This is a genomic window from Streptomyces sp. NPDC096176 (assembly GCF_044763255.1).
GTDB lineage: Bacteria > Actinomycetota > Actinomycetes > Streptomycetales > Streptomycetaceae > Streptomyces.
Window position 1 is genome coordinate 209,699 of sequence record NZ_JBIWFV010000005.1, and the last position, 18,992, is coordinate 228,690.

Annotated in this window: 18 protein-coding genes and 1 tRNA gene; 10 read left to right on the forward strand and 9 right to left on the reverse strand. The window is 69.3% G+C overall.

The window, feature by feature from the left end; translation table 11 throughout:
- The first annotated feature begins 22 nt into the window (after positions 1-22).
- The gene (locus ACIQ7Q_RS15700; protein WP_403861085.1) at positions 23-802 is read left to right on the forward strand and encodes a DUF6227 family protein; all 780 of its coding nucleotides are present in this window, start codon (positions 23-25) and stop codon (positions 800-802) included.
- A 176-nt stretch (positions 803-978) separates the two neighbouring features.
- Here ACIQ7Q_RS15700 and ACIQ7Q_RS15705 read toward each other — a convergent pair whose 3' ends face one another.
- Positions 979-2,532, reverse strand: a complete 1,554-nt coding sequence (locus tag ACIQ7Q_RS15705) for an MFS transporter (RefSeq protein ID WP_403861088.1) — start codon at positions 2,530-2,532, stop codon at positions 979-981.
- A 62-nt stretch (positions 2,533-2,594) separates the two neighbouring features.
- On the opposite strand from ACIQ7Q_RS15705, the gene ACIQ7Q_RS15710 reads away from it, so the two are divergent.
- Positions 2,595-3,554 carry a helix-turn-helix transcriptional regulator gene (locus tag ACIQ7Q_RS15710; RefSeq protein WP_403861091.1) on the forward strand — a complete coding sequence of 320 codons (960 nt, stop codon included), beginning with the start codon at positions 2,595-2,597 and terminating at the stop codon, positions 3,552-3,554.
- Between the two features lie 170 nt (positions 3,555-3,724).
- Here the strand turns inward: ACIQ7Q_RS15710 and ACIQ7Q_RS15715 are convergent, their stop codons facing one another.
- Positions 3,725-4,723: an RNA polymerase sigma factor RpoD/SigA gene (locus tag ACIQ7Q_RS15715; RefSeq protein ID WP_403861094.1), complete on the reverse strand. Its 999-nt coding sequence runs from the start codon at positions 4,721-4,723 to the stop codon at positions 3,725-3,727.
- 148 nt (positions 4,724-4,871) lie between these two features.
- On the opposite strand from ACIQ7Q_RS15715, the gene ACIQ7Q_RS15720 reads away from it, so the two are divergent.
- A complete protein-coding gene (locus tag ACIQ7Q_RS15720) occupies positions 4,872-5,414 on the forward strand; it encodes a GNAT family N-acetyltransferase (protein ID WP_403861097.1) in 543 nt (180 codons plus the stop codon).
- 71 nt (positions 5,415-5,485) lie between these two features.
- On the opposite strand, the gene ACIQ7Q_RS15725 is transcribed toward ACIQ7Q_RS15720, so the two are convergent.
- Positions 5,486-6,274 (reverse strand): dioxygenase, encoded by a 789-nt coding sequence (locus ACIQ7Q_RS15725; RefSeq protein ID WP_403861100.1) that lies wholly within the window; start codon positions 6,272-6,274, stop codon positions 5,486-5,488.
- 114 nt (positions 6,275-6,388) lie between these two features.
- Here ACIQ7Q_RS15725 and ACIQ7Q_RS15730 point away from each other — a divergent pair, with 114 nt between their 5' ends.
- Positions 6,389-6,910, forward strand: coding sequence for a MarR family winged helix-turn-helix transcriptional regulator (locus tag ACIQ7Q_RS15730; RefSeq protein WP_403861103.1), 522 nt, complete (start codon positions 6,389-6,391; stop codon positions 6,908-6,910).
- Between the two features lie 117 nt (positions 6,911-7,027).
- On the opposite strand, the gene ACIQ7Q_RS15735 is transcribed toward ACIQ7Q_RS15730, so the two are convergent.
- Together ACIQ7Q_RS15735 and ACIQ7Q_RS15740 are read right to left on the reverse strand one after the other, a co-directional pair.
- Positions 7,028-8,551, reverse strand: a complete 1,524-nt coding sequence (locus ACIQ7Q_RS15735) for an MFS transporter (RefSeq protein WP_403861106.1) — start codon at positions 8,549-8,551, stop codon at positions 7,028-7,030.
- Positions 8,552-8,661: 110 nt separating this feature from the next.
- On the reverse strand, positions 8,662-9,309 hold the full coding sequence (locus ACIQ7Q_RS15740; RefSeq protein WP_403861109.1) for a TetR/AcrR family transcriptional regulator: 648 nt from the start codon (positions 9,307-9,309) through the stop codon (positions 8,662-8,664).
- 317 nt (positions 9,310-9,626) lie between these two features.
- Here ACIQ7Q_RS15740 and ACIQ7Q_RS15745 point away from each other — a divergent pair, with 317 nt between their 5' ends.
- The gene (locus ACIQ7Q_RS15745) at positions 9,627-10,901 is read left to right on the forward strand and encodes a M6 family metalloprotease domain-containing protein (protein WP_403861112.1); all 1,275 of its coding nucleotides are present in this window, start codon (positions 9,627-9,629) and stop codon (positions 10,899-10,901) included.
- Here the strand turns inward: ACIQ7Q_RS15745 and ACIQ7Q_RS15750 are convergent.
- Complete coding sequence (locus ACIQ7Q_RS15750) at positions 10,895-12,595, reverse strand: class I adenylate-forming enzyme family protein (protein ID WP_403861116.1); 1,701 nt, start codon at positions 12,593-12,595, stop codon at positions 10,895-10,897. The two genes, ACIQ7Q_RS15745 and ACIQ7Q_RS15750, sit on opposite strands and share 7 nt — an antisense overlap.
- 234 nt (positions 12,596-12,829) lie before the next feature.
- On the opposite strand from ACIQ7Q_RS15750, the gene ACIQ7Q_RS15755 reads away from it, so the two are divergent.
- A tRNA-Arg gene (locus tag ACIQ7Q_RS15755) sits at positions 12,830-12,905 on the forward strand.
- Between the two features lie 363 nt (positions 12,906-13,268).
- On the opposite strand, the gene ACIQ7Q_RS15760 is transcribed toward ACIQ7Q_RS15755, so the two are convergent.
- Positions 13,269-13,595 (reverse strand): WD40/YVTN/BNR-like repeat-containing protein, encoded by a 327-nt coding sequence (locus tag ACIQ7Q_RS15760; RefSeq protein WP_403861119.1) that lies wholly within the window; start codon positions 13,593-13,595, stop codon positions 13,269-13,271.
- Positions 13,589-14,140, reverse strand: a complete 552-nt coding sequence (locus tag ACIQ7Q_RS15765) for a F510_1955 family glycosylhydrolase (RefSeq protein ID WP_403861122.1) — start codon at positions 14,138-14,140, stop codon at positions 13,589-13,591. The genes ACIQ7Q_RS15760 and ACIQ7Q_RS15765 overlap by 7 nt, the downstream gene beginning before the upstream one ends.
- 309 nt (positions 14,141-14,449) lie before the next feature.
- Here ACIQ7Q_RS15765 and ACIQ7Q_RS15770 point away from each other — a divergent pair, with 309 nt between their 5' ends.
- The 4 genes from ACIQ7Q_RS15770 to ACIQ7Q_RS15785 all read left to right on the forward strand — a co-directional run bounded on the left by ACIQ7Q_RS15770 (position 14,450) and on the right by ACIQ7Q_RS15785 (position 17,319).
- Entirely contained in the window at positions 14,450-14,761 is a 312-nt protein-coding gene (locus ACIQ7Q_RS15770; RefSeq protein WP_403861125.1) for a hypothetical protein, read from the forward strand.
- A gap of 52 nt (positions 14,762-14,813) precedes the next feature.
- Positions 14,814-16,019, forward strand: coding sequence for a hypothetical protein (locus tag ACIQ7Q_RS15775; protein WP_403861128.1), 1,206 nt, complete (start codon positions 14,814-14,816; stop codon positions 16,017-16,019).
- Positions 16,020-16,532: 513 nt separating this feature from the next.
- Entirely contained in the window at positions 16,533-16,784 is a 252-nt protein-coding gene (locus ACIQ7Q_RS15780) for a hypothetical protein (protein ID WP_403861131.1), read from the forward strand.
- A 253-nt stretch (positions 16,785-17,037) separates the two neighbouring features.
- Entirely contained in the window at positions 17,038-17,319 is a 282-nt protein-coding gene (locus ACIQ7Q_RS15785; RefSeq protein ID WP_403861134.1) for a hypothetical protein, read from the forward strand.
- Between the two features lie 209 nt (positions 17,320-17,528).
- Here ACIQ7Q_RS15785 and ACIQ7Q_RS15790 read toward each other — a convergent pair whose 3' ends face one another.
- Positions 17,529-18,986, reverse strand: coding sequence for a SulP family inorganic anion transporter (locus tag ACIQ7Q_RS15790; RefSeq protein ID WP_403861137.1), 1,458 nt, complete (start codon positions 18,984-18,986; stop codon positions 17,529-17,531).
- Positions 18,987-18,992: the final 6 nt, after the last annotated feature.

Sequence of the window (18,992 nt, forward strand, 5' to 3'; positions counted from 1 at the left end):
CGCGACGGCCTGGAGACCCCTCTTGAACGATCCGTACGAGACAACCGAGATGCACCTCGAGCGACTCCTGGGTCGGGCGCTCAACTCCTTCGACCTGCCCGATGCGACGGTCGAGCGGCTCGGCTCCGCGCTGGCGCACGCCAGTTCGCTGCACTCCTCGCACCACAGCCCTTCGCTGCGCCGGGCCACGTACCGCCACGCCTACCTGCTCAGTGACGGCAGTTCCCTGGTGCTGTGGGAGCTGGTCCACAACACGGGGCGCGACAGCGCGGAGCAGCACGAGCTCTATGCGGAGGAGTCCGATGCCCGGCTGGCCGCGTCCCGGCTGCCCGCCGGCTTCCCGGGCTTCGCGGTCACGGAGGGCCTCACCGGCGCCGAAAGCAGCCTTGAGCAGAGCCTGGGCATCGATCTGGACGCCGATCTGGAGCTGCTGTCAGCTCTGATGGCACCGCCGCCGCCGCAGCTGCCACCGATGTACGCCCCCGACGACTCCGCCGACCACGCCCGCCGGGTACTGCGCCGTGCGGAGAACGCCGACCGACCCGGCGAGGAGACGGCCCGTCTGCTGAGGGCCGCTTTCGCACACCACATCACACAGGTCTTCGGGCGCCAGTTCCGGGTGGGCGGCAAGGACGCGGGCTTCACGCTCTACGAGCACGCGTTCCTGCTGCTCGACGGGACGGAGACCAGCCTCTGGGAGGTCGAGCACACGGCGACCCCGGACGGCCGCCACATGTGCGAGGTGTACGAGGCCGAGCGCGCCGCGCGCGAGGCGATGGAGGTCCGCGCCAGGGTGCGGTAGCCGCGCCAGGGTGCGGTAGCCGCCCCGGGTCTCCGCGCCTGGCGCACGGCCGCGCCGCCCGCACCTCCCACGCTTCATGCACCGCCGTACCCGCCGTGCCCGCATACGCCGGGGCCCGCGCCACTTCTGGTGGCGCGGGCCCCGGCGTATGCGGGAAGGGCGGACTCCGCTCGGTCTCAGTGCGAGAGCACGGGCTCCGGCTCCGGAGCCTGCTTGGCAAGCGGCTCCGCCTCGTCGTCCGTCGAAGCACCGCCCTCCACATGCTGCTTCGGTCGCGCCGGCAGAGCGAACATCACCACGAAGATCGCGCCCAGAACCGCGGCCACCCACCACAGTGAGTTCTCGAAGGCCTCCACGAAGGCGTCGCCCATGGCGCTCGGCGCGAGCCGTTCCTCGTCGATCGATCCGAAGAAGACCAGTGACACCAGTCCGAGTCCGAGCGCGGTGCCCATCTGCCCGGTCGTGTTGATCAGGCCGGACGCGGAACCGGCATGCTCGCGCGGAACTTCGGAGAGCACCGCGTCCGTCAGCGGCGCGACGATGAGCCCCATGCCCAGCCCCATGACGACCAGCGGCAGGATCATCTGCCACGAGTGGATGGCCGTGCCGTACCGGTCGGCCTCCCAGATGTAGATGAGCAGTCCTGCGGCCATGGTGGCCGCACCCGCCTGGAGGACCTTGCGGCCGAAGCGCGGCACCAGCAGTTGCACGGACATTCCGGCCGCCGCCGAGACGGCGATCGAGAACGGCACACCGGTCAGGCCGGCCTTGAGCGGGCTCCAGCCGAGCCCGATCTGCATGTAGAGGGTCCAGACCAGGAAGAAGATGCCCATCACGATGCCGAAGGTGAGCTGCACGGCGATACCGGCGGCAAAGCTCTTGACCTTGAACAGCGACAGTTCGACGAGCGGCGAGCCGTCCTTGCGCGTCTTGTGCTTCTCGTAGGCGACGAAGGCGGCGAAGACAACGAGGCTGCCGGCCATGCACAGGTGGCCCCAGAGCGGCCAGTTCAGCTCGCGGCCGCGGGTGAGCGGGTAGATCAGCATCAGCAGGGCGAGTGTGACCATCAGGACGCCGACGAGGTCGAGCCTGAGCGCCTTGGGGGCGCGGGACTCGATGATGTACTTGCGGCCCAGGAGGAGCCCCGCGATGCCGACCGGCAGGTTGATCAGGAAGATCGGCCGCCACTCGAGACCGAACAGGTTCCACTGGGTGAGCAGCGCGCCGAGCAGCGGACCGGAGACCGCGCCGAGGCCGACGACGGCCCCGAACAGGCCGAAGACCTTGCCGCGTTCGTGGGCGGGGAAGGTGACGTGGACGATGGCCAGCACCTGCGGCACCATCATGGCGGCCGTCGAGCCCTGCAGCAGCCGGGAGGCGACGAGTATCTCCTCGTTGGCGGCGAGGCCGCAGAGCGCGGAGGCGAGCGTGAAGCCGGTGATGCCTATGAGGAACAGCCTCTTGCGGCCGTAGATGTCTCCGAGCCGGCCGCCCGTGATCAGGCCCGCGGCAAAGGCGAGCGCGTATCCGGCCGTGATCCACTGGATCGCGCCGAAGGACGCGCCGAGATCCCGCTCGATGCTGGGGATCGCGATGTTGACGATGGTGACGTCGACCAGGTCCATGAAGGCGGCGGTCATGACGATCGCGAGGGCGATCCAGCGGCGGCGGTCCGCCGCTGCGTCGGGTACGGCTGCCGTCTCGGGCACGGCGGGCTGCTGTGAACTCATACGAGGAATCTAGGGCGCGTATAGGTCAGATCATGTCCTAGATAACGGGCACCCTGGGAGACATGACGGACACTCCGGCACGACTTCTGAATCTGCTGTCCCTCCTCCAGACTCCGCGGGAATGGCCCGGCAGCGAGCTCGCCGAGCGACTCGAGGTCAGTCCGCGCACGATTCGGCGGGACATCGACCGGTTGCGAGACCTCGGCTACCCGGTCGAGGCGACCAAGGGCGCGATCGGCGGGTACCGCCTGGTGGCGGGAGCGGCGATGCCGCCGTTGCTGCTGGACGACGACGAGGCCGTGGCCATCGCGGTGGGACTGCGGGCCGGGGCCGGGCACGCGATCGAGGGCATCGAGGAGGCGTCGGTGCGGGCGCTGGCAAAACTGGAGCAGGTGCTGCCGTCCCGCCTGCGGTACCGCGTCACCACTCTCCAGGCGGCCACGCTGCCACTCACCCGGGGCGACGGCGCGACGATCGCCCCCCAGACGCTGACCGTCATCGCGGGAACGGTGACCGCGCACGAGCGGCTGCGGTTCGCCTACCGGGCGGCGGACGGCACCGAGACCCGGCGGCAGGTGGAGCCGTACCGGCTGGTGTCGACCGGGCGGCGGTGGTACCTGGTCGCGTACGACATCGGGCGGGAGGACTGGCGCACGTTCCGCGTGGACCGGGTGTCGGATCCGTTCGCGACAGGTGCGCGGTTCACGCCGCGCGAGGTGCCGACCGGGGACGCGGCCGAGCTGCTGAGCCATTCCACGTCGCGGCATCAGCCGGAGCACGATGTCGACGTGAGCTTCGAGGCGCCGGCGCCCTTCGTGGGCGCACGGCTGCCGGAGCACCTGGGCGCGCCCGTACCGACGGGCGACAACAGCTGCCGGCTCCGGGCACGGTCGGTGGACTCGATCGAGTGGATGGCGGTCCGACTGGCGCTGGTGGACTGCGAGTTCACGGTCCACGGACCCCCGCCGCTGCGCGACTACGTGGCGGACCTGGCCACACGGCTCACGCGCGCCACGGCCTGACCGGGCCACGGGGCCGAGCACCACAACAAGACACCGGGAACAAGACACCGGGCCGCACAAGGCCCCGAGCCCGGTGCCGCGGGTACGGGCTCGGGGCGGCGCCCGACGTCAGGAAGGGCGCCCACGCCGGGGTCCCGACACTCGGCGGACGTCAGCCGCCCGAGGAAGGGCTACGCCGCCGGTTCGAAGCCCGTGTCGTGGGCCATCCGCTTGAGCTCGAGAAGCGCGTGCTTCTCGATCTGGCGGATCCGCTCACGCGTCAGACCGTGCTCCTTTCCGACTTCGGTCAGGGTCCGCTCCCGGCCGTCCTCGATGCCGTACCGCATGCGGATGATCGACGCGGTGCGGTTGTCGAGCTTGCCGATCAGGTCCTCCAGCTCCTCGCTGCGCAGCAGCGTCAGCACCGACTGCTCGGGAGACACCGCGGAGGTGTCCTCCAGCAGGTCGCCGAACTGGGTCTCGCCCGCGTCGTCCACCGACATGTTCAGGCTGACGGGGTCACGGGCCCAGTCCAGGACGTCCGTGATCCGCTCGGGCGTCGAGCCCAGCTCCTGCGCGATCTCCGAGGCCTCGGGCTCCCGGCCGTTCTCGCGGTTGAATTCGCGCTGGACGCGCCGGATGCGGCCGAGCTCCTCCACCAGGTGGACGGGGAGCCGGATGGTGCGGGACTGGTCGGCGATGGATCGGGTGATCGCCTGGCGGATCCACCAGGTGGCGTACGTGGAGAACTTGAATCCCTTGGCGTAGTCGAACTTCTCGACCGCGCGGACCAGGCCTGCGTTCCCCTCCTGGATCAGGTCGAGCAGCGGCAGCCCGCTGCGGGGGTAGCGCCGGGCTACGGCGACGACGAGGCGCAGATTGGAGCGGATGAAGACGTCCTTTGCGCGCTCGCTCTCGGCCGCGAGCGCTTCGAGCTCCTCGCGCGTGGCTCCGCCGGCCTTGCTGTCTACTTCCCCTTCGAGGATCTGACGGGCGTATACACCCGCCTCGATGGTCTGGGACAGCTCGACTTCCTTGGCGGCGTCGAGCAGCGGCGTACGCGCAATCTCGTCGAGGTACATGCCGACCAGGTCGCGGTCGGCGATCTCCCCGCCCACGGCGCGAACGCTGCTTGCCCTGTCGGTCCCGGAATCGGCGGACTGACGACGGGCGACGGCACGGGTTGCCATGCGAGCTCCCTTGCTGAGTAGGTCGCGACACCCTTCCGGGTGCCCTGCATCCGAAGGAAACAACGACTGGAATCCGGACAGAATTCCCAAGCGGTGCATCGATTTCCGTGATCATGCAGTACCCTGTCCCGCCAGCGCAGGAGGACGGATGCCGCCGGAACACGCAGAGGTGCAGGTCAGAGCAGGCTCGGAAGCTGACCTCGAAGCACTCACGGACATCTACAACCACTACGTCCGCGAGACCCCCATCACGTTCGACACGACGGTTTTCACCCCTGAGCAGCGCCGCTCGTGGCTGCGTTCCCACCCTGAAGACGGTCCGCACCGACTCCTGGTTGCTCAGGATGTCCGTTTTGTCGACACCAATCCGGCGGTCGGCATCCTGGGATACGTCACCAGCAGCCCCTTCCGCCCCAAAGCGGCGTACTCGACCTCCGTCGAGGCCAGCGTCTACTGCGCCCCCACGGCCGCGGGGCGCGGCATCGGCACGCTCCTCTACAAGGCGCTCTTCGAGGCGCTGGAGTCGGAGGACGTACACCGTGTGTATGCGGGGGTCGCCCTTCCCAACGAAGCGTCGGTGCGCCTGCACACCCGCTTCGGCTTCCGCCAGGTCGGCACGTACGAAGAGGTGGGCCGGAAGTTCGGCCGCTACTGGGACGTGGCCTGGTACGAGAGACCTGTGAACATCTGACCCGGCGCCGTGCACGCCCACGGCCGCCCGGACTCTCCGGCACATGCAGATGTTCCGGCACTTTCCGGCACTCAGCCGAACTGCAGCGACCGTTTCGCCAGCCCCATCCAGAAGCCGTCGATCACGCTGCGGCCGCTCCCGGCCACGGCCTCGGCCTCGCAGGCCCCGAGGGTGACGAACAGCGGCGCGAAGTGCTCGGTGCGCGGGTGGGCCAGCCGGCCGGCCGGGGCCTTGTTCTCGAAGTCGAGCAGCGCGTCCACGTCCGCGTCCGCCAGCGCACGCCGCCCCCAGTCGTCGAACTCGGCCGACCAGCCGGGCGTGCCGTCGTGCCGCAGCGCCGCGAGGTTGTGCGTGAAGAAGCCGCTGCCGACGATCAGCACCCCCTCCTCGCGGAGCGGCGCGAGCCTGCGCCCGATCCCGAGCAGTCGCTGCGGGTCGAGCGTGGGCAGGGAGATCTGCAGGACGGGTATGTCGGCGCCCGGGTACATCTCCACCAGCGGTACGTACGCGCCGTGGTCCAGGCCGCGGTCCGGGATGTCTTGCACCGGTTCGCCGGCGCGACGCAGCAACTTGCGTACGGAGTCGGCGAGTTCGGGTGCACCTGGCGCGTCGTAGCGGACGCGGTAGTAGTGCTCGGGGAAGCCCCAGAAGTCATGGACCAGCGGCACCGTCCGGGTGGCGCCGAGCGCCAGCGGCGCCTCCTCCCAGTGGGCGGAGACCATCAAGATCGCCTTGGGTCGCGGCAACGCGGCGGACCAGGCGGCGAGCTGCTCCGGCCAGACCACGTCGTCGGCGAGGGGCGGTGCACCATGGGAGAGGTAGAGCGCCGGCATGCGCTCCGCGGCGGGCGTGGCATCCATGTGACGGCTCCCGGTCTACTGAACCTGGGTCCCGCTGACCCATTACTTGAACCTTCAAGTTGAACCCTAACCCTACTTAGTTCAACTTTCAAGAACAGGGTTTAGAGTGGATACATGAACAGGGCACTCAAGGGCGAGGACGGTCAGGGGGCACAGCCGCGTTGGCTCACCGACGAGGAGCAGCGCGTCTGGCGCGCGTACCTCCATGCGACCACACTCCTCGAGGACCATCTCGACCGTCAGCTGCAGCGCGATGCGGGGATGCCGCACATCTACTACGGCCTGCTCGTCCAGCTTTCCCAGGCCCCGCGCCGCCGCAAGCGCATGACGGAACTGGCCATCGACGCCAAGATCACCCGCTCCCGCCTCTCCCATGCCATGGCCCGGCTTGAAAGGAACGGCTGGGTGCGCCGGGAGGACTGCCCCTCCGACAAACGCGGGCAGAACGCCGTACTCACGGACGACGGCTTCGCGGTCCTCGAGCGGACCGCCCCCGGTCATGTCGAGGCCGTACGCCAGGCGATGTTCGACCGGCTCACGCCCGAGCAGGTCAGGCAGCTCGGCGAGATCATGCACGTCATGGCGGAGGGGCTGCAGCCCCAGGACACCGGCGCGGACCTGCCCTGGCTCCGGTGACGCGCGGGACGGACAGCGGGACGGACACATGAGGGCCCCGCCCGGGTGCTGAACCCGGGCGAGGCCCTTCTTCACTCATGTGTGGCTCTTGCGCAGCCTGCCTGCCGCTCCCGCGACTCAGTGCGCGATGACCGGAACCTTGATCTCGGCCTCGACGCCCTCGCCCGCCCCCGAGCCCGACGCGACCGAACCGGTCTGCGGGCGTCCGGTGTTGATCAGCGTGAACGCGATCGCGGCGGAGGCCGCCAGGATGCCGACGGCCCACCAGATCGCGGACGAGAAGCCGTGCACCATGCCCTGGAGCTCGAGCAGCCTCGGGTCGGTCGCACCGGCGGCGTGCGAGGCGATGTACGAGGTCGTCGCGGAGGCCGCGATGGTGTTCAGCAGCGCCGTACCGATCGCGCCGCCCACCTGCTGCGAGGTGTTGACCATCGCGGAGGCGACACCGGCGTCGGCCGGGTCGACACCGTGCGTGGCCAGCGACATCGCCGGCATGAACGCCGTACCCATGCCCAGGCCGAGCAGCAGCTGCGCGGGCAGGATCAGGCCCGCGTACGAGCTGTCGATCTCCAGCTGCGTCAGCAGCAGCATGCCGAACGCGGCCACGACGAAGCCGGGGCCCATCAGCAGGCGCGGCGCCACCCGGGTCATCAGCCGGGCGCCGATCTGGGTGGAGCCCGCGATCATGCCCGCGATCATCGGAAGGAAGGCGAATCCCGTCCTGACCGGCGAGTACCCCTTCACGACCTGCAGGTAGAACGTCAGGAAGAGGAAGAGCCCGAACATCGCGATGATCGCGAGCCCCAGCGAGAGGTAGACACCGCCGCGGTTGCGCTCAGTCAGGACGCGCAGCGGGAGCAGCGGCGACTTCACCTTCGCCTCGGTGACGACGAACGCGGCCAGCAGCACGGCGGAGGCGAGGAACATGCCCACCGTCAGCCCGTCGGACCAACCGGCGGACTCGGCGCGGGTGAAGCCGTACACCAGGGCCACGAGACCCAGCGTCGACAGGACGACACCGGGGATGTCCAGCGAGGAGCGGTTGCGCGCGCCCTGCGGCTCACGGATCACCAGGTACGCACCGACAGCGGCGACGACGGCGAACGGGATGTTGACGTAGAAGGTCCAGCGCCAGTCCAGGTACTCGGTGAGGAAGCCGCCGAGGATCAGACCGACGGCGCCACCGCCACCGGCGATCGCACCGTAGATGCCGAACGCCTTGGCGCGCTCCTTGGCGTCGGTGAACATCACGGCGAGCAGGGAGAGTGCGGCGGGCGCGAGCAGCGCGCCGAAGGCACCCTGCAGTGCGCGGGCGCCCAGCATCATCGCCTCGCCGGTGGCCGCGCCACCGAGCGCGGAGGCAGCGGCGAAGCCGATCAGACCGACGATGAAGGTGCGCTTACGGCCCCACAGGTCGGCGATGCGTCCACCGAAGAGCAGCAGCCCGCCGAAGGCGAGGGCGTAGGCGGTGATGACCCACTGCCGGTTGGCGTCGGAGATTCCGAGGTCCTGCTGGGCGGTGGGGAGGGCGATGTTCACGATCGTCGCGTCGAGCACCACCATCAGCTGGGCAAGGGCTATGAAAACCAGAGCTTTCCAGCGACTCGGATCAGGAAGCGAAATGTCGGGTGTTTTTGGCATGCGTCTGGCCACCTCATGAGTAAGGGAAGATCACGCGGCCCGGGCGAGCGGCCCGCGAGCAAGAAGACGGGTGTGGGACGACGTACGGAGAAGGCGAGGACCTACCGGCGTCACGAAGTGGCCCGGAGGTCCTCCAGGGTCGCGGCCTCACCGGGCAGTTCGGAGCGCGCGGGCGCTTCGAGACCGTCGAGGAACAGCTGCAGATGACGGTGGACGAACCGGTCCATGTTCGGGCACGCGGTGCCCGGCAACGGCCGGGTGAGCTGGGAGAGCGCGACCAGCAGATCGCCGACGGCGACATCGGTGCGCATACGGCCCGACGACTGCGCCGCGTCGACGAGAGAGCGGACGGCCTCCTCGAGGCGTTCACGGCCGGCGTGCAGATCGGGGTGGTGGGCGTCGAAACCGCCGGAGAGCATCGGGCACAGTGCCCCGATGCGCTCGTCGGCCGCCGCGTGAACGAAGCGGCGCAGCGCGGCGAAGGCGTCGGCTTCTTCGGACGACGCCGCGTCAGCCTGCTCGGTGGTGCGGGACATGACGAAGAGGACGACCTCGCGGATGAGGACCGCGCGGTCGGGGAAGTGGCGGTAGAGCGTGGCGTTACCGATCCCGGCGCGCCGGGCGATCTCGTCGAGCGGCACGTCGGGTCCGAACTCGACGAACATCTCGCGCGCGGCCGACACGATCCGCTCGCGGTTGCGCAGGGCGTCGGCCCTGGGGCGCGGCGTGCGGCGCGTCTCGGTGGCGGCGGTGCTCACGACTCCACTTCCCTTCCATGCGGTGCGGGCGGGTACGTCCCGATCCTGTGCGGGACCCGGGACCCCTCGTGCGGGACCCGGGCCCCCCGCCCGTAAGCGGGGATCGCTTCCCCGTTTCGCGGGGACACGGGTTCAAACGGGGAAACGGTCCCCGGTTATTTCCCCTCCCTGATGTGACCTGAGCCACATATGCCTGCCGCGCCGAAAAGCCCACGATCGGACCACCCGGCGAGCGCCCCGCCTGCGCCCGACACAGGCTGTTCGGAACGGAGCGCAGCCAGGGTCCGGCCTGCTGCCGCGGACCCGAAGGCGATCGCATGGAGCAGACCCGCCGGCGGATACGCAGCCGGGGCAGGCTCGGCGGGCTCGCCGCCCTCGCCGCCCTCTCACTGGCCGCCCTGACCACGTCGAGCGCCACGATCCCCTCCCCCGGCCGGACCTCCGCGGGACCGATCGCCGCACCGGACATCGCGGGCCTCGGCCCCTGCCGTATCCCGTCGGCCGTCGGCGTCCAGATGTCCGAGGGCCTGCCCACCCCGCCCGGTTACACCCGCTCCACCGGCGTGGTCCACGCACTCAACCTGATGATCGACTTCTCGGACGCGGAGGGCAGCGGCCCCGCCCTCGACCGGCTCGCGGAATTCTTCCCGCGGACGTCGAAGTGGTTCGCCACCAGCTCGTACGGGCGGCTCAGCTACCGCCCCCACGCCCCGGTGCGCGACTGGCTGCGGATGCCCATGCCGTTCGCCGCGTACGGGATAGAGCGCGGCTCCCCGTACGAGCCGGGCTACCGGAAGCTCGTCGAGGACCTCGTCACCGTCGCCGACCCGAAGGTCGACTTCAGCGCATACGACCTGGTGAACGTCCTGGTCACGCCCAACGCCGGACCGTCCGCGCTGGACACCGTGCTGTCGGTGACGTTCTCCGGCAACGACGAGGCGCCGGTCGCCGACGGCGTACCGCTCGCCAACACGTCCTTCGTCTACAGCCGGCAGGACGACGGATCGGGCTCGTACGCCGAAACCGGGTACCGCGTCCTGCCGCACGAGAACGGCCACGTCTTCGGCCTGCCCGACCTCTACACCGCGAGCGGCGGGGGCGCCGTCGGCCACTGGGACATCATGTCCGAGGACTGGGGGGCCAACAACGACATGCTCGGCTGGCACAAATGGAAGCTCGGCTGGCTGGACAACGACCAGATCCGCTGCGCCGCCGCGCCCGGCAGCAGCGAGTACATCCTCGGCCCGCTCGCCACCCGCGGCGGTTCCAAGATGACGATCGTGCCGCTGAGCGAGAGCACCGGTTACGCGGTCGAGGTCCGCACCCAGGCAGGAAACGACGAGCACGTGTGCGAACCGGGCGTGCTCATCTACCGGGTGCAGTCCGACATCGACACGGGGCAGGGTCCGGTGACCGTCGCCGACAGCGACCACGGCAGCGGCGGTTGCACGCGACGGCCCAACGTCCACGCGGATCTGTCCGACGCCCCCTACCGTCCCGGGCAGTCCTTCGTCGACGACGAGAACGGCGTGCGCATCTCGGTGATCGACGAAGTCGACGGCGCCTACCGCATACGGGTCACCCGCTACTGATCACGCGGACCAGGGACCGCGTCCTGCTCACCGGTCACGAACGTCTCGCGCAGGACCCGCTTCAGGATCTTGCCCGTGGGGTTGCGCGGCATCGGCGCGTACCGCAGCAGGACATGCGCGGGCACCTTGAACGGCGCGAGCGTCCTGCCGACGTGCGCCCTGAGCTCCTCGGCGCCGACCGCCGAGCGGGGACGCAACTGGACGACGGCAGCGACCTCCTCGCCGAGCACCGGGTGCGGGACGCCCAGCACGGCGGCGTCGGCGACGTCGGGATGGTCGTGCAGCACCGCCTCGACCTCCACGCAGTACACATTCTCGCCGCCGCGGATCACCATGTCCTTGATCCGGTCGACGATGGCGACCCGGCCCTCGCGCACCGTCGCGAGGTCTCCCGTCCTGAACCAGCCGTCCTCGAACGCGGCGGCGGTCGCCTCATCGTTGCGCCAGTAACCGCGTACGAGGGACTGCCCGCGCAGCCGGAGCTCGCCGACCTCGCCCTCCGGCTGCGTTTCGCCGTCCGGTCCGGCGATCCGCACCTCGATCGCGGGCGCGGGACTTCCCACGCTGCCCGGGTCCTCGCGGTACCCGGCTCCGAAGTTGGCGAGCACCCCGCCGCTGGTCTCCGTCAGTCCGTAACCGCTGCGCGGTTCGATCCGGTGTCCGTAGCGGGCGGTCAGCCGCCTGACGAGGCCGGGCGGAGCGGCGGCACCGCCGGTGCTGAGGTTCGTGAGCGTCGACAGGGCCGAGGCCGCGTGTTCGGCGGCGTCGAGGAGCTGGAGCGCAGTGGTCGGAACGCCCGAGTAGTGGGTGACGCCGTGCTCCTCGATCAGCGCAAGTGCCTTCTCGGCGTCCCACTTGCGCATGAGCACGAGCGTGCCGCCGACGCCCATCATCGAGTACAGCGTGGTGAAGGCCGCCACATGGAAGAAGGGGAACGTCATGAGCACGACCGGTGCCGGCCCCTGCCCGGGCAGCACACCGCGGGCGAGTGCCGCGGCCGCCGCGTGATAGCGGGGGTGCAGCGCGGCGCCGACCTGGGCGAGGTGGGTGGCGACGGCGCCCTTGGGGCGGCCGGTGGTTCCCGAGGTGTAGATGATCGTGGCGTCGTCCTCGGCGGCGACGTCGACGGCGGGCGGGGCGGCGAGCGGGTCCGGCGCCTCGAACTCCTCGTACCGCTCGACGCCCATGCCGAGCACGCCGGCCGTGGGGTCGTGGTGGAAGACGACAGCGGTGATGCCGTTGCGCGCGCGCCACTCCTCGACGCGGGGCAACCGCTCACCGTCGACGAGCAGCACGCGAGGGGTGCAGTCGTCCAGCGCGTAGACCAGTTCCTCCTCGGTCCACCAGGCGTTGAGCGGCACGGCCACGAGCCCCGCGAGCTGGGCCGCCCAGAAGGCGATCTGCCACTCGGGATGGTTGCGCATCGCAACGGCCGCCCGGTCCCCCGGCCGCAGACCGTACGTGTCGACGAACCGCCGCGCGAGGGCCGAGGCGGCGGCGAAGAACTCGCCGTACGTGTACGTCCCGCTCTCCGCCACCAGGAACGGCCGCTCCCCGAACGCCCAGGTCGCCTCGACGAACTCCCGCAAGGTGCGCGGCCCGTTCACGTACCGCAGCCCACCGTCCTCGCCGCGCTCCACGGCGAAGGGGGCCCCGGGGGCGGTGAGGGAGGCTGCGGGGTACGCGTGCGACACGATCGACCTCTTTAAGCGCTTGCTCAGTACGAGCGCGACGCTATGCCGCCCCCCGAAAGCCGTCAAGGGCGGTGCACCGGCCCTGACCCTGGAACGGACGCCGCCGCACACGACCTGGCCTGGGCGGCATCCTTCCCCCGAACGCAAGGCTCAGCCACGCCCGGAACCCCCACCCACCGCCCCACCTGCATCCGCTACGCTGTCCGGGACCACCTAAGGTGGTCGACCGCCCATGCCTTCGTAGCTCAGGGGATAGAGCACCGCTCTCCTAAAGCGGGTGTCGCAGGTTCGAATCCTGCCGGGGGCACCACAAAACTGCAGGTCAGCACACTGAAGGCCCTCCAGGAAGCCTCTTTGGAAGGCCTTCAGGCATGCAATGGGAACGCCCTGGGAACATCGAACTGCGCATTATTCAATGTTTCGGACATTCTTAACGATCTGACGGCCTCCTCCGTCTCTGCGACCAGACGAGCCTCAGGAGACGCCGAACTCCAGGCATCGAGCCTTGAAAGATCTCGCAATGGAGGCGGGGATTCTCCCCACACTCGCCCCCGCTCTTCGGTCCGAAGCAGGGCCCGTCCATCGCCCTGCACTGATGCTGTCGGAACTGGACAGATCGTGGGGGGCCGAGAGCGCAGGCAGGCGCAGGAGCTGTTCCTCGTCGGGCCGATGGTCAGTCGGTGGTGTGGGTGACCGGCAAGCGTTGGGTGAAGGTCTTGCCGCCGTCGCGGGATTCGTAGATGCCGTCCTGGGTTGCGATGAGGACTCGGTTGGCGTCGACGGCGATCAGGGCTTGGGGCTGACCGCCGGGGACGGTGGCGGTCTTCTTCCAGGTGGCGCCGCCATCGGTGCTGCGGTGCAGTGCACCGGTGGGGTCGATGCCGTACAGCGCGTCCGGTTTCGTCCACGAGAGGCAGGCCATCACCGGCCCGGCACCGCGGCTGAAGCTCTTGCCGCCGTTTGTGCTCTTGGCGATGCCGTTTTGAGTGGTGGTCAGCACGATGTCCGGGCGTTGGGGCTGACAGCGATGTCGAGGGCGGCGAGTTCGGCGCGCTTGTCCCAGGTCTTGCCGTCCTTGCTGACGCGCAGGAGGCCGCCGGTGCTGTTGTAGCCGTAGATGGTGTTGTGGGCGTAGTCCAGGGCATGGAAGTCGACTTCGCCACCGAGGGAGAGGGTCTTCCAGGTCTCGCCTGCGTCGGTGCTCTTGATCAGGCCGCGGTTGGCGTGGTCGCCGCTGCCTTCGGCGGGGTGACCGCTGCCGAGGAACGTCTTGGGCCCGGCGATGGTGAAGCCCATGTAGTCGGCGGTGTCGCTGACCCGCTGGGAGGAGCCGTCGTCCGCCACGGCGATGACGCCCTCGTGCGTGGCGACGTACAGCCGTCCGTCCGCGGGGTCGACGCCGAGCCCATGGATATGGCTGAGGGCCGTTTCCTCGGAGGGGGACGTCTCCGAGCCGGTGGTGCCGTCACCGGAACCGCCTGTGCAGGCAGTCAGAACGGCCGCGAGTAGAGCGGCGACGGCAGGGAACGGGGACGGAGGGCGCACGACGCGAACGGCGTGATCCACATCGAGTCTCCGGTCAAGGCCACCTTCTCCCTCGGTCAGTTCATGACCGACGTGAACTTGTGCCTCCCGGCTCCCTGGTCCCGATGGTTCACTTGGCGACTCACGGTGGCGGTCACATCTCGTTCAGGTCGGTGACTGAAGCGTTACGCCCAGACCGTGGTGAGTGCCGCGACGAGGTTGGTGTCGGCCGGTGCCGCAGGCCACCATTCGCCCTCGTCGTCCCGGAGGTGGGATACCAGCACTGTCATGGCCGCCCGGTGTCACCCCGCGGGTCGCTAGTGTTGCCCCATGGGCGTGTTGGACACGGCCGAGCTTGAGGCCATGATCGAAGAGGCGACTGTCGATGCCTACAACGAAGACGAGCAGCTGACCGGTCTGTTCACCATGCTTGAGGAATACCTCTGCCTGCCCTTCACCACCGCGGTTCTCGGCGTCGAGGTAACCGTGGACGGCCTCGACCTCACGCCGGACGGAAGGATCGTCGCCCTGTGCTCTCGCGGCGGCATGCGGCAATCGATCGGAATCCTGGAGCTGCCGTTGCCCAGCCCGGCGCCCGAGGGTGCGGAGTGGATCGAGGCGTACCGTCACTGGGCCGGTTGAGGTCGGGCACCTCACACCCCACACAGAACCGGCTTGTCTGGGAGGGCTGAACATGGCTGACGCCGTACACGGCACGCAGCAGGGCGCTGGCGAACCGTCGCTGACCGACCTCATCGAGCGCAGTGCCGAGTTGAAAGGGCAGCTGGTCGCCTTCGGGCAAAGCACCCGCTTTGACCGGTGGCTGACGCCCCTCCTGCTTGAGGCCGCAGGTCCTGAGCGGCAGTTGGACGAGGGCGAGGCGACCCGGGTCATCGACCACTTCATCCTGCGGTACCGCCTGCCGGACGGTTCGACCGTGGTGGACTGGTTCGTCGCCGGACGGAAGGACTTGACCGCGGTCGACCGGGAGATGCTGCTCGGCTGGAGCGACCCCGTCGAGGGAATCTTCGAGATCCAGCGCGAGGAAAAGGACGCCGTCGTCCTGCTGAACCTGGTCGACGACCTGGAGTACCGCACGTACTCGAATGTTGGGCGGGCGGCGTTCCGTGGCATGTCCAAAGGAGGATTCCTCCACACCTGCCTGGTACCCGTTCACTCGGCCGGCGGGGCGTGGCTGTTATCCGGGGCGATGACGAGCTACCCCAAGTCCAGTGCCACCGAGATCGCCCAGGCCGCTCTCAACCTGGCCACCAGCCAACCCGAACTGGTCTTCCGCAACCCCGAGAAGCTCGAGCAGGGATGGCAGCGGATGCGGGAGGACCGGGCCGCGTTCGTCGAGTTCTGCGGCGGCGATGAGCTGGTCCTTCCGCCTGCCGAAGCCGAGGACCTCCTCAACGCCTACTACCGCCACCGCCAAGAGGCAGCCGTCGCCGGACAGTCCGACCGTGCCCGGGGCAGGCGGCTGTCTGGCCTGGACCTGCCGTTCTTCGAGCTGCCGCGAGAACTCGCGGATTCGCACACCATCGGCGTCATCTATGACCAGGTCGACGGGCTCAACTTCTACGCGGACTACGGGATGTTGCGAGACCTCTTCGCGGACTCGGTGCGCGCGAGCCGTGGGCAGCATCAGGACCTGTTGCGCACGTACCTGCGCGAGGGGTCGATTGCGCCACTGCCGATCCGCCGACTGGCCGCCGCGCACCCGGAGACAGCCGACGCGGTGTTCCGGAAGCTGCTGCGGAAGCCCGGATTCACCTGGAGCGAGCACGGTGAGGCGCTGCTGCGCCGACGCAAGCCCTGGTACTACGCGAACGAGCCCCGCCCTGGTGTCTCCGTAATCGGCGACCGCCTCAGCGCGCTCCTCACCGGCCGCCGGTAGCCACCGTTCACACGGCAGCGACTGCTGCGCAACCGGCTTCCGCCGAAGCGGTTCGCGCCCGTCCTCCTGCCGTTCCTTGTCGTCCTTCGCGGCAGCGTCTGAAACGGCCCCCGCCAACGCACTGGTCGAGTTGATCTGCACACTCCAGGCCTGCACGAGTTCTTTGAATACCTGTGCTGCTTCTGCCACGGCTTCTCCCCCTACGTCGCATCGGTGGCCTCACGACAAGATCGAGACGCTGGGTCGGATGCGAGGGGCGCACACAAGGGGGCATACGCGCACAGTCCGAAAACGGATGCCGGAGCTGCTGACGTGCTGCTCGGCGTGGCCAGGACTCGGCCAGGAGCCGAACCGGATCGGAGCTCGAACCGAGACAACTGGGAGGCCACTGGGAATTGGCTGGCTTCCCGTGAGAGCTTCAGAGCGCGGGACAGTTCATCCGCCGTGAAGGCCATGGGATCGAGGTGAAGCTGCAGAGGCTGGACGTGGAGTTGGAGGAAGTTGGCGCAGGCCGTGCAGAGCAAGGCCCTGGCGCGGCTCCAGGCCCTCGACCCTCGTGAGCTGTCCCCGTCGGAGTTGCTGCGGTACATCCAGGTCGCGACGGAGATCGAGCGGCGGGCGGTCGGCGAGGTGCCAGCGGCGGCCGGGACGGAGGCCCAGGATCAGGGGGCGGACGTTGCGGCCCTGACGGACGGGGAACGTCGGGCTCGGATGGATCAGCTGCGGCAGGGGCTGGAGCGCAGGCTGGCGGAGGGCGGGCAGTGAGCCGGGGTCGGGCGAAGCGCCGGATGATCGAGGGCTCGCTGCCGCAGTACGCGCGGCGATCGACCGCCTCGTGAAGGACGGCAGCGTGCCGGAAGCCGAGCCATGGCGCGCCCTTGACGTGCTCGCTACGGGTGACGTCACGCCCTGTATTGATGACGATCATTGTTGATGCGATGGCTCTATTGGCCTCTCTGAGGCCGCTGTTCCGTGAGTCGACGCTGTCTGGAGCACCGAGCGGGAACACAGTCTCGGTATGAGCGATGAGCGGGCTGACGGTTTCAACGAGCCGACTACGGTCTTCGGCAGGCCGTACGGTGATACGGCCGCCGGTCTGGTGGCGAACGTGATGGCCGAGGCCATCATTTTGCTTCGCAAGCAGGCCACCTGGAGCCCTGCGGACCCGCCTGCCATTGACCAGGCGGCCCGCTTCGGGGACGAGCCTCACGAAGTGGACAACGTTGCACCTCGGAAAGCGTCCCGCCACGCCCGACTGGCCTGGCTGGCGAAGAGACAAGACCCTCCTCGCAGGCCTTGACGGCGCCCGCAGCGCAGGGCGTCACTGCGAGGCCCAACCAGGCTCGGTAAGGGCACGGTTGTGCCCACGCGGTCGGATGACAGCCGTAGCGGCCGACCCTCTGGTGTCGCGGAGGGCCGGCCGCAGGTTGCGGGGTGATTCGTTTCCCAGGCCGTCAGGCCGGGCGGTAGGCAACATGGGTTGCGTACCGCCCCGCCTGGCCTAGGGTGTCAGCTCGCCGAGGTGACCTTTACCGGCTCGGTGCCGGTTTCGCTGTGCCGCTCGGCCCAGTTCTCCAGGGCCATGCGGCAGGCGTGGTCGAGGTGGTGCAGCCCGGACAGATCCAGCTCGACGGGCCGGTCCTGGGGCAGCGCCTCCAGGCTGTCGAGGATCTTCGGTAGGCGCAGGAAGGTCGCGTTGCCCGACAGGTACGCCTGGATCGGGCCGGCGCCCTTGTCGATGACCTCCAACTTGAGGTGCGAGGCTTCCCAGGCGGTCTTGATCACCGCAAGGGCCAGGCCGATGAGCACGCCCTCGAACATGTTCACTGCGACGATCGACACGGCGGTGACGATGAGGATCAGCGCCTCACCCTTGAGGTCCCGCCACAGCGTCGCGATCTGGCGGAACGGGATGAGTTTCCAGCCCGCGTGGACCAGGATGCCGGCCAGGGCGGGCAGCGGGATCAGCGCCAGGGCGGAGGGCAGCGCGGCGGCGAACAGCAGGATCCACACGCCGTGCAGCACCCGCGACGCCTTGGTCTTCGCGCCCGCCTGGACGTTCGCGGAGCTGCGCACGATCACCGCGGTCATCGGCAGCGCGCCGAGCAGACCGCACACCGTGTTGCCGGCACCCTGGGCGATCATCTCCTTGTTGTACTGGGTGCGCGGACCGTCGTGCAGCCGGTCCACGGCCGCCGCGCTGAACAGCGACTCGGCGGAGGCGATCAGCGCGAACGCGATGATCGTGCCCCAGATGGCCGGGCCGGCCAGCTCACCGAAAGCCTCGGATCCGGGCGGCTGGATGACGCCGAGCAGCCCCTCCACCTCGACGGTGGCGACCGGCAGGCTGAAGGCGAGCGAGGCGAGAGTGGCCAGCATCACCGCCGCAAGGGCGCCGGGCACGGCCTGCACCTTCTTCGGCATCTTCTTCCACAGCACGATGACGGCGACGGTGCCCGCGCCGATCGCGAGCGAGGTCAGGGCCTCGGTGCTGCCGAGCGCGTCGGCGAACGCCCCGGGCAGGCCCACGATCTTGCCGATGCCGGTCTCCGGGGCCTTCAGGCCCGACGCCGCGTAGAGCTGGCCGGCGATGATCACCAGACCGATGCCGCAGAGCATGCCCTCCACTACGGCGACGGATATCGCCCGGAACCAGCGGCCCACCTTGAGGAAGCCCATGGCGAGCTGGAGCAGCCCGGCCATCAGCACGATCACGCCGAGCGCGGCCACTCCGAACTCGCTGACCGCCTCGAAGACCAGCACGGTCAGGCCTGCCGCCGGCCCCGACACCTGAAGACTGCTGCCGGGCAGAAAGCCGGTGACCAGCCCGCCCACAATGCCGGTGACCATCCCCAGCTCCGCGGGGACACCGGAGGCGACCGCCACGCCGACGCACAACGGCACAGCGACCAGGAAGACGACGATGGAGGCGGCGAAATCCTGCCGCAGGTAAGGGAACCTCGACATCACAGT

What these genes read in the sequence shown, in the direction of transcription:
- ACIQ7Q_RS15770 (WP_403861125.1), top strand. Translation starts at nt 14,450, where the DNA reads ATGGGCGTGTTGGACACGGCCGAGCTTGAGGCCATGATCGAAGAGGCG.
- ACIQ7Q_RS15745 (WP_403861112.1), top strand. Translation starts at nt 9,627, where the DNA reads ATGGAGCAGACCCGCCGGCGGATACGCAGCCGGGGCAGGCTCGGCGGG.
- ACIQ7Q_RS15785 (WP_403861134.1), top strand. Translation starts at nt 17,038, where the DNA reads ATGAGCGATGAGCGGGCTGACGGTTTCAACGAGCCGACTACGGTCTTC.
- ACIQ7Q_RS15715 (WP_403861094.1), bottom strand. Translation starts at nt 4,723, where the DNA reads ATGGCAACCCGTGCCGTCGCCCGTCGTCAGTCCGCCGATTCCGGGACC.
- ACIQ7Q_RS15720 (WP_403861097.1), top strand. Translation starts at nt 4,872, where the DNA reads ATGCCGCCGGAACACGCAGAGGTGCAGGTCAGAGCAGGCTCGGAAGCT.
- ACIQ7Q_RS15725 (WP_403861100.1), bottom strand. Translation starts at nt 6,274, where the DNA reads ATGGATGCCACGCCCGCCGCGGAGCGCATGCCGGCGCTCTACCTCTCC.
- ACIQ7Q_RS15735 (WP_403861106.1), bottom strand. Translation starts at nt 8,551, where the DNA reads ATGCCAAAAACACCCGACATTTCGCTTCCTGATCCGAGTCGCTGGAAA.
- ACIQ7Q_RS15730 (WP_403861103.1), top strand. Translation starts at nt 6,389, where the DNA reads ATGAACAGGGCACTCAAGGGCGAGGACGGTCAGGGGGCACAGCCGCGT.
- ACIQ7Q_RS15705 (WP_403861088.1), bottom strand. Translation starts at nt 2,532, where the DNA reads ATGAGTTCACAGCAGCCCGCCGTGCCCGAGACGGCAGCCGTACCCGAC.
- ACIQ7Q_RS15790 (WP_403861137.1), bottom strand. Translation starts at nt 18,986, where the DNA reads ATGTCGAGGTTCCCTTACCTGCGGCAGGATTTCGCCGCCTCCATCGTC.
- ACIQ7Q_RS15775 (WP_403861128.1), top strand. Translation starts at nt 14,814, where the DNA reads ATGGCTGACGCCGTACACGGCACGCAGCAGGGCGCTGGCGAACCGTCG.
- ACIQ7Q_RS15710 (WP_403861091.1), top strand. Translation starts at nt 2,595, where the DNA reads ATGACGGACACTCCGGCACGACTTCTGAATCTGCTGTCCCTCCTCCAG.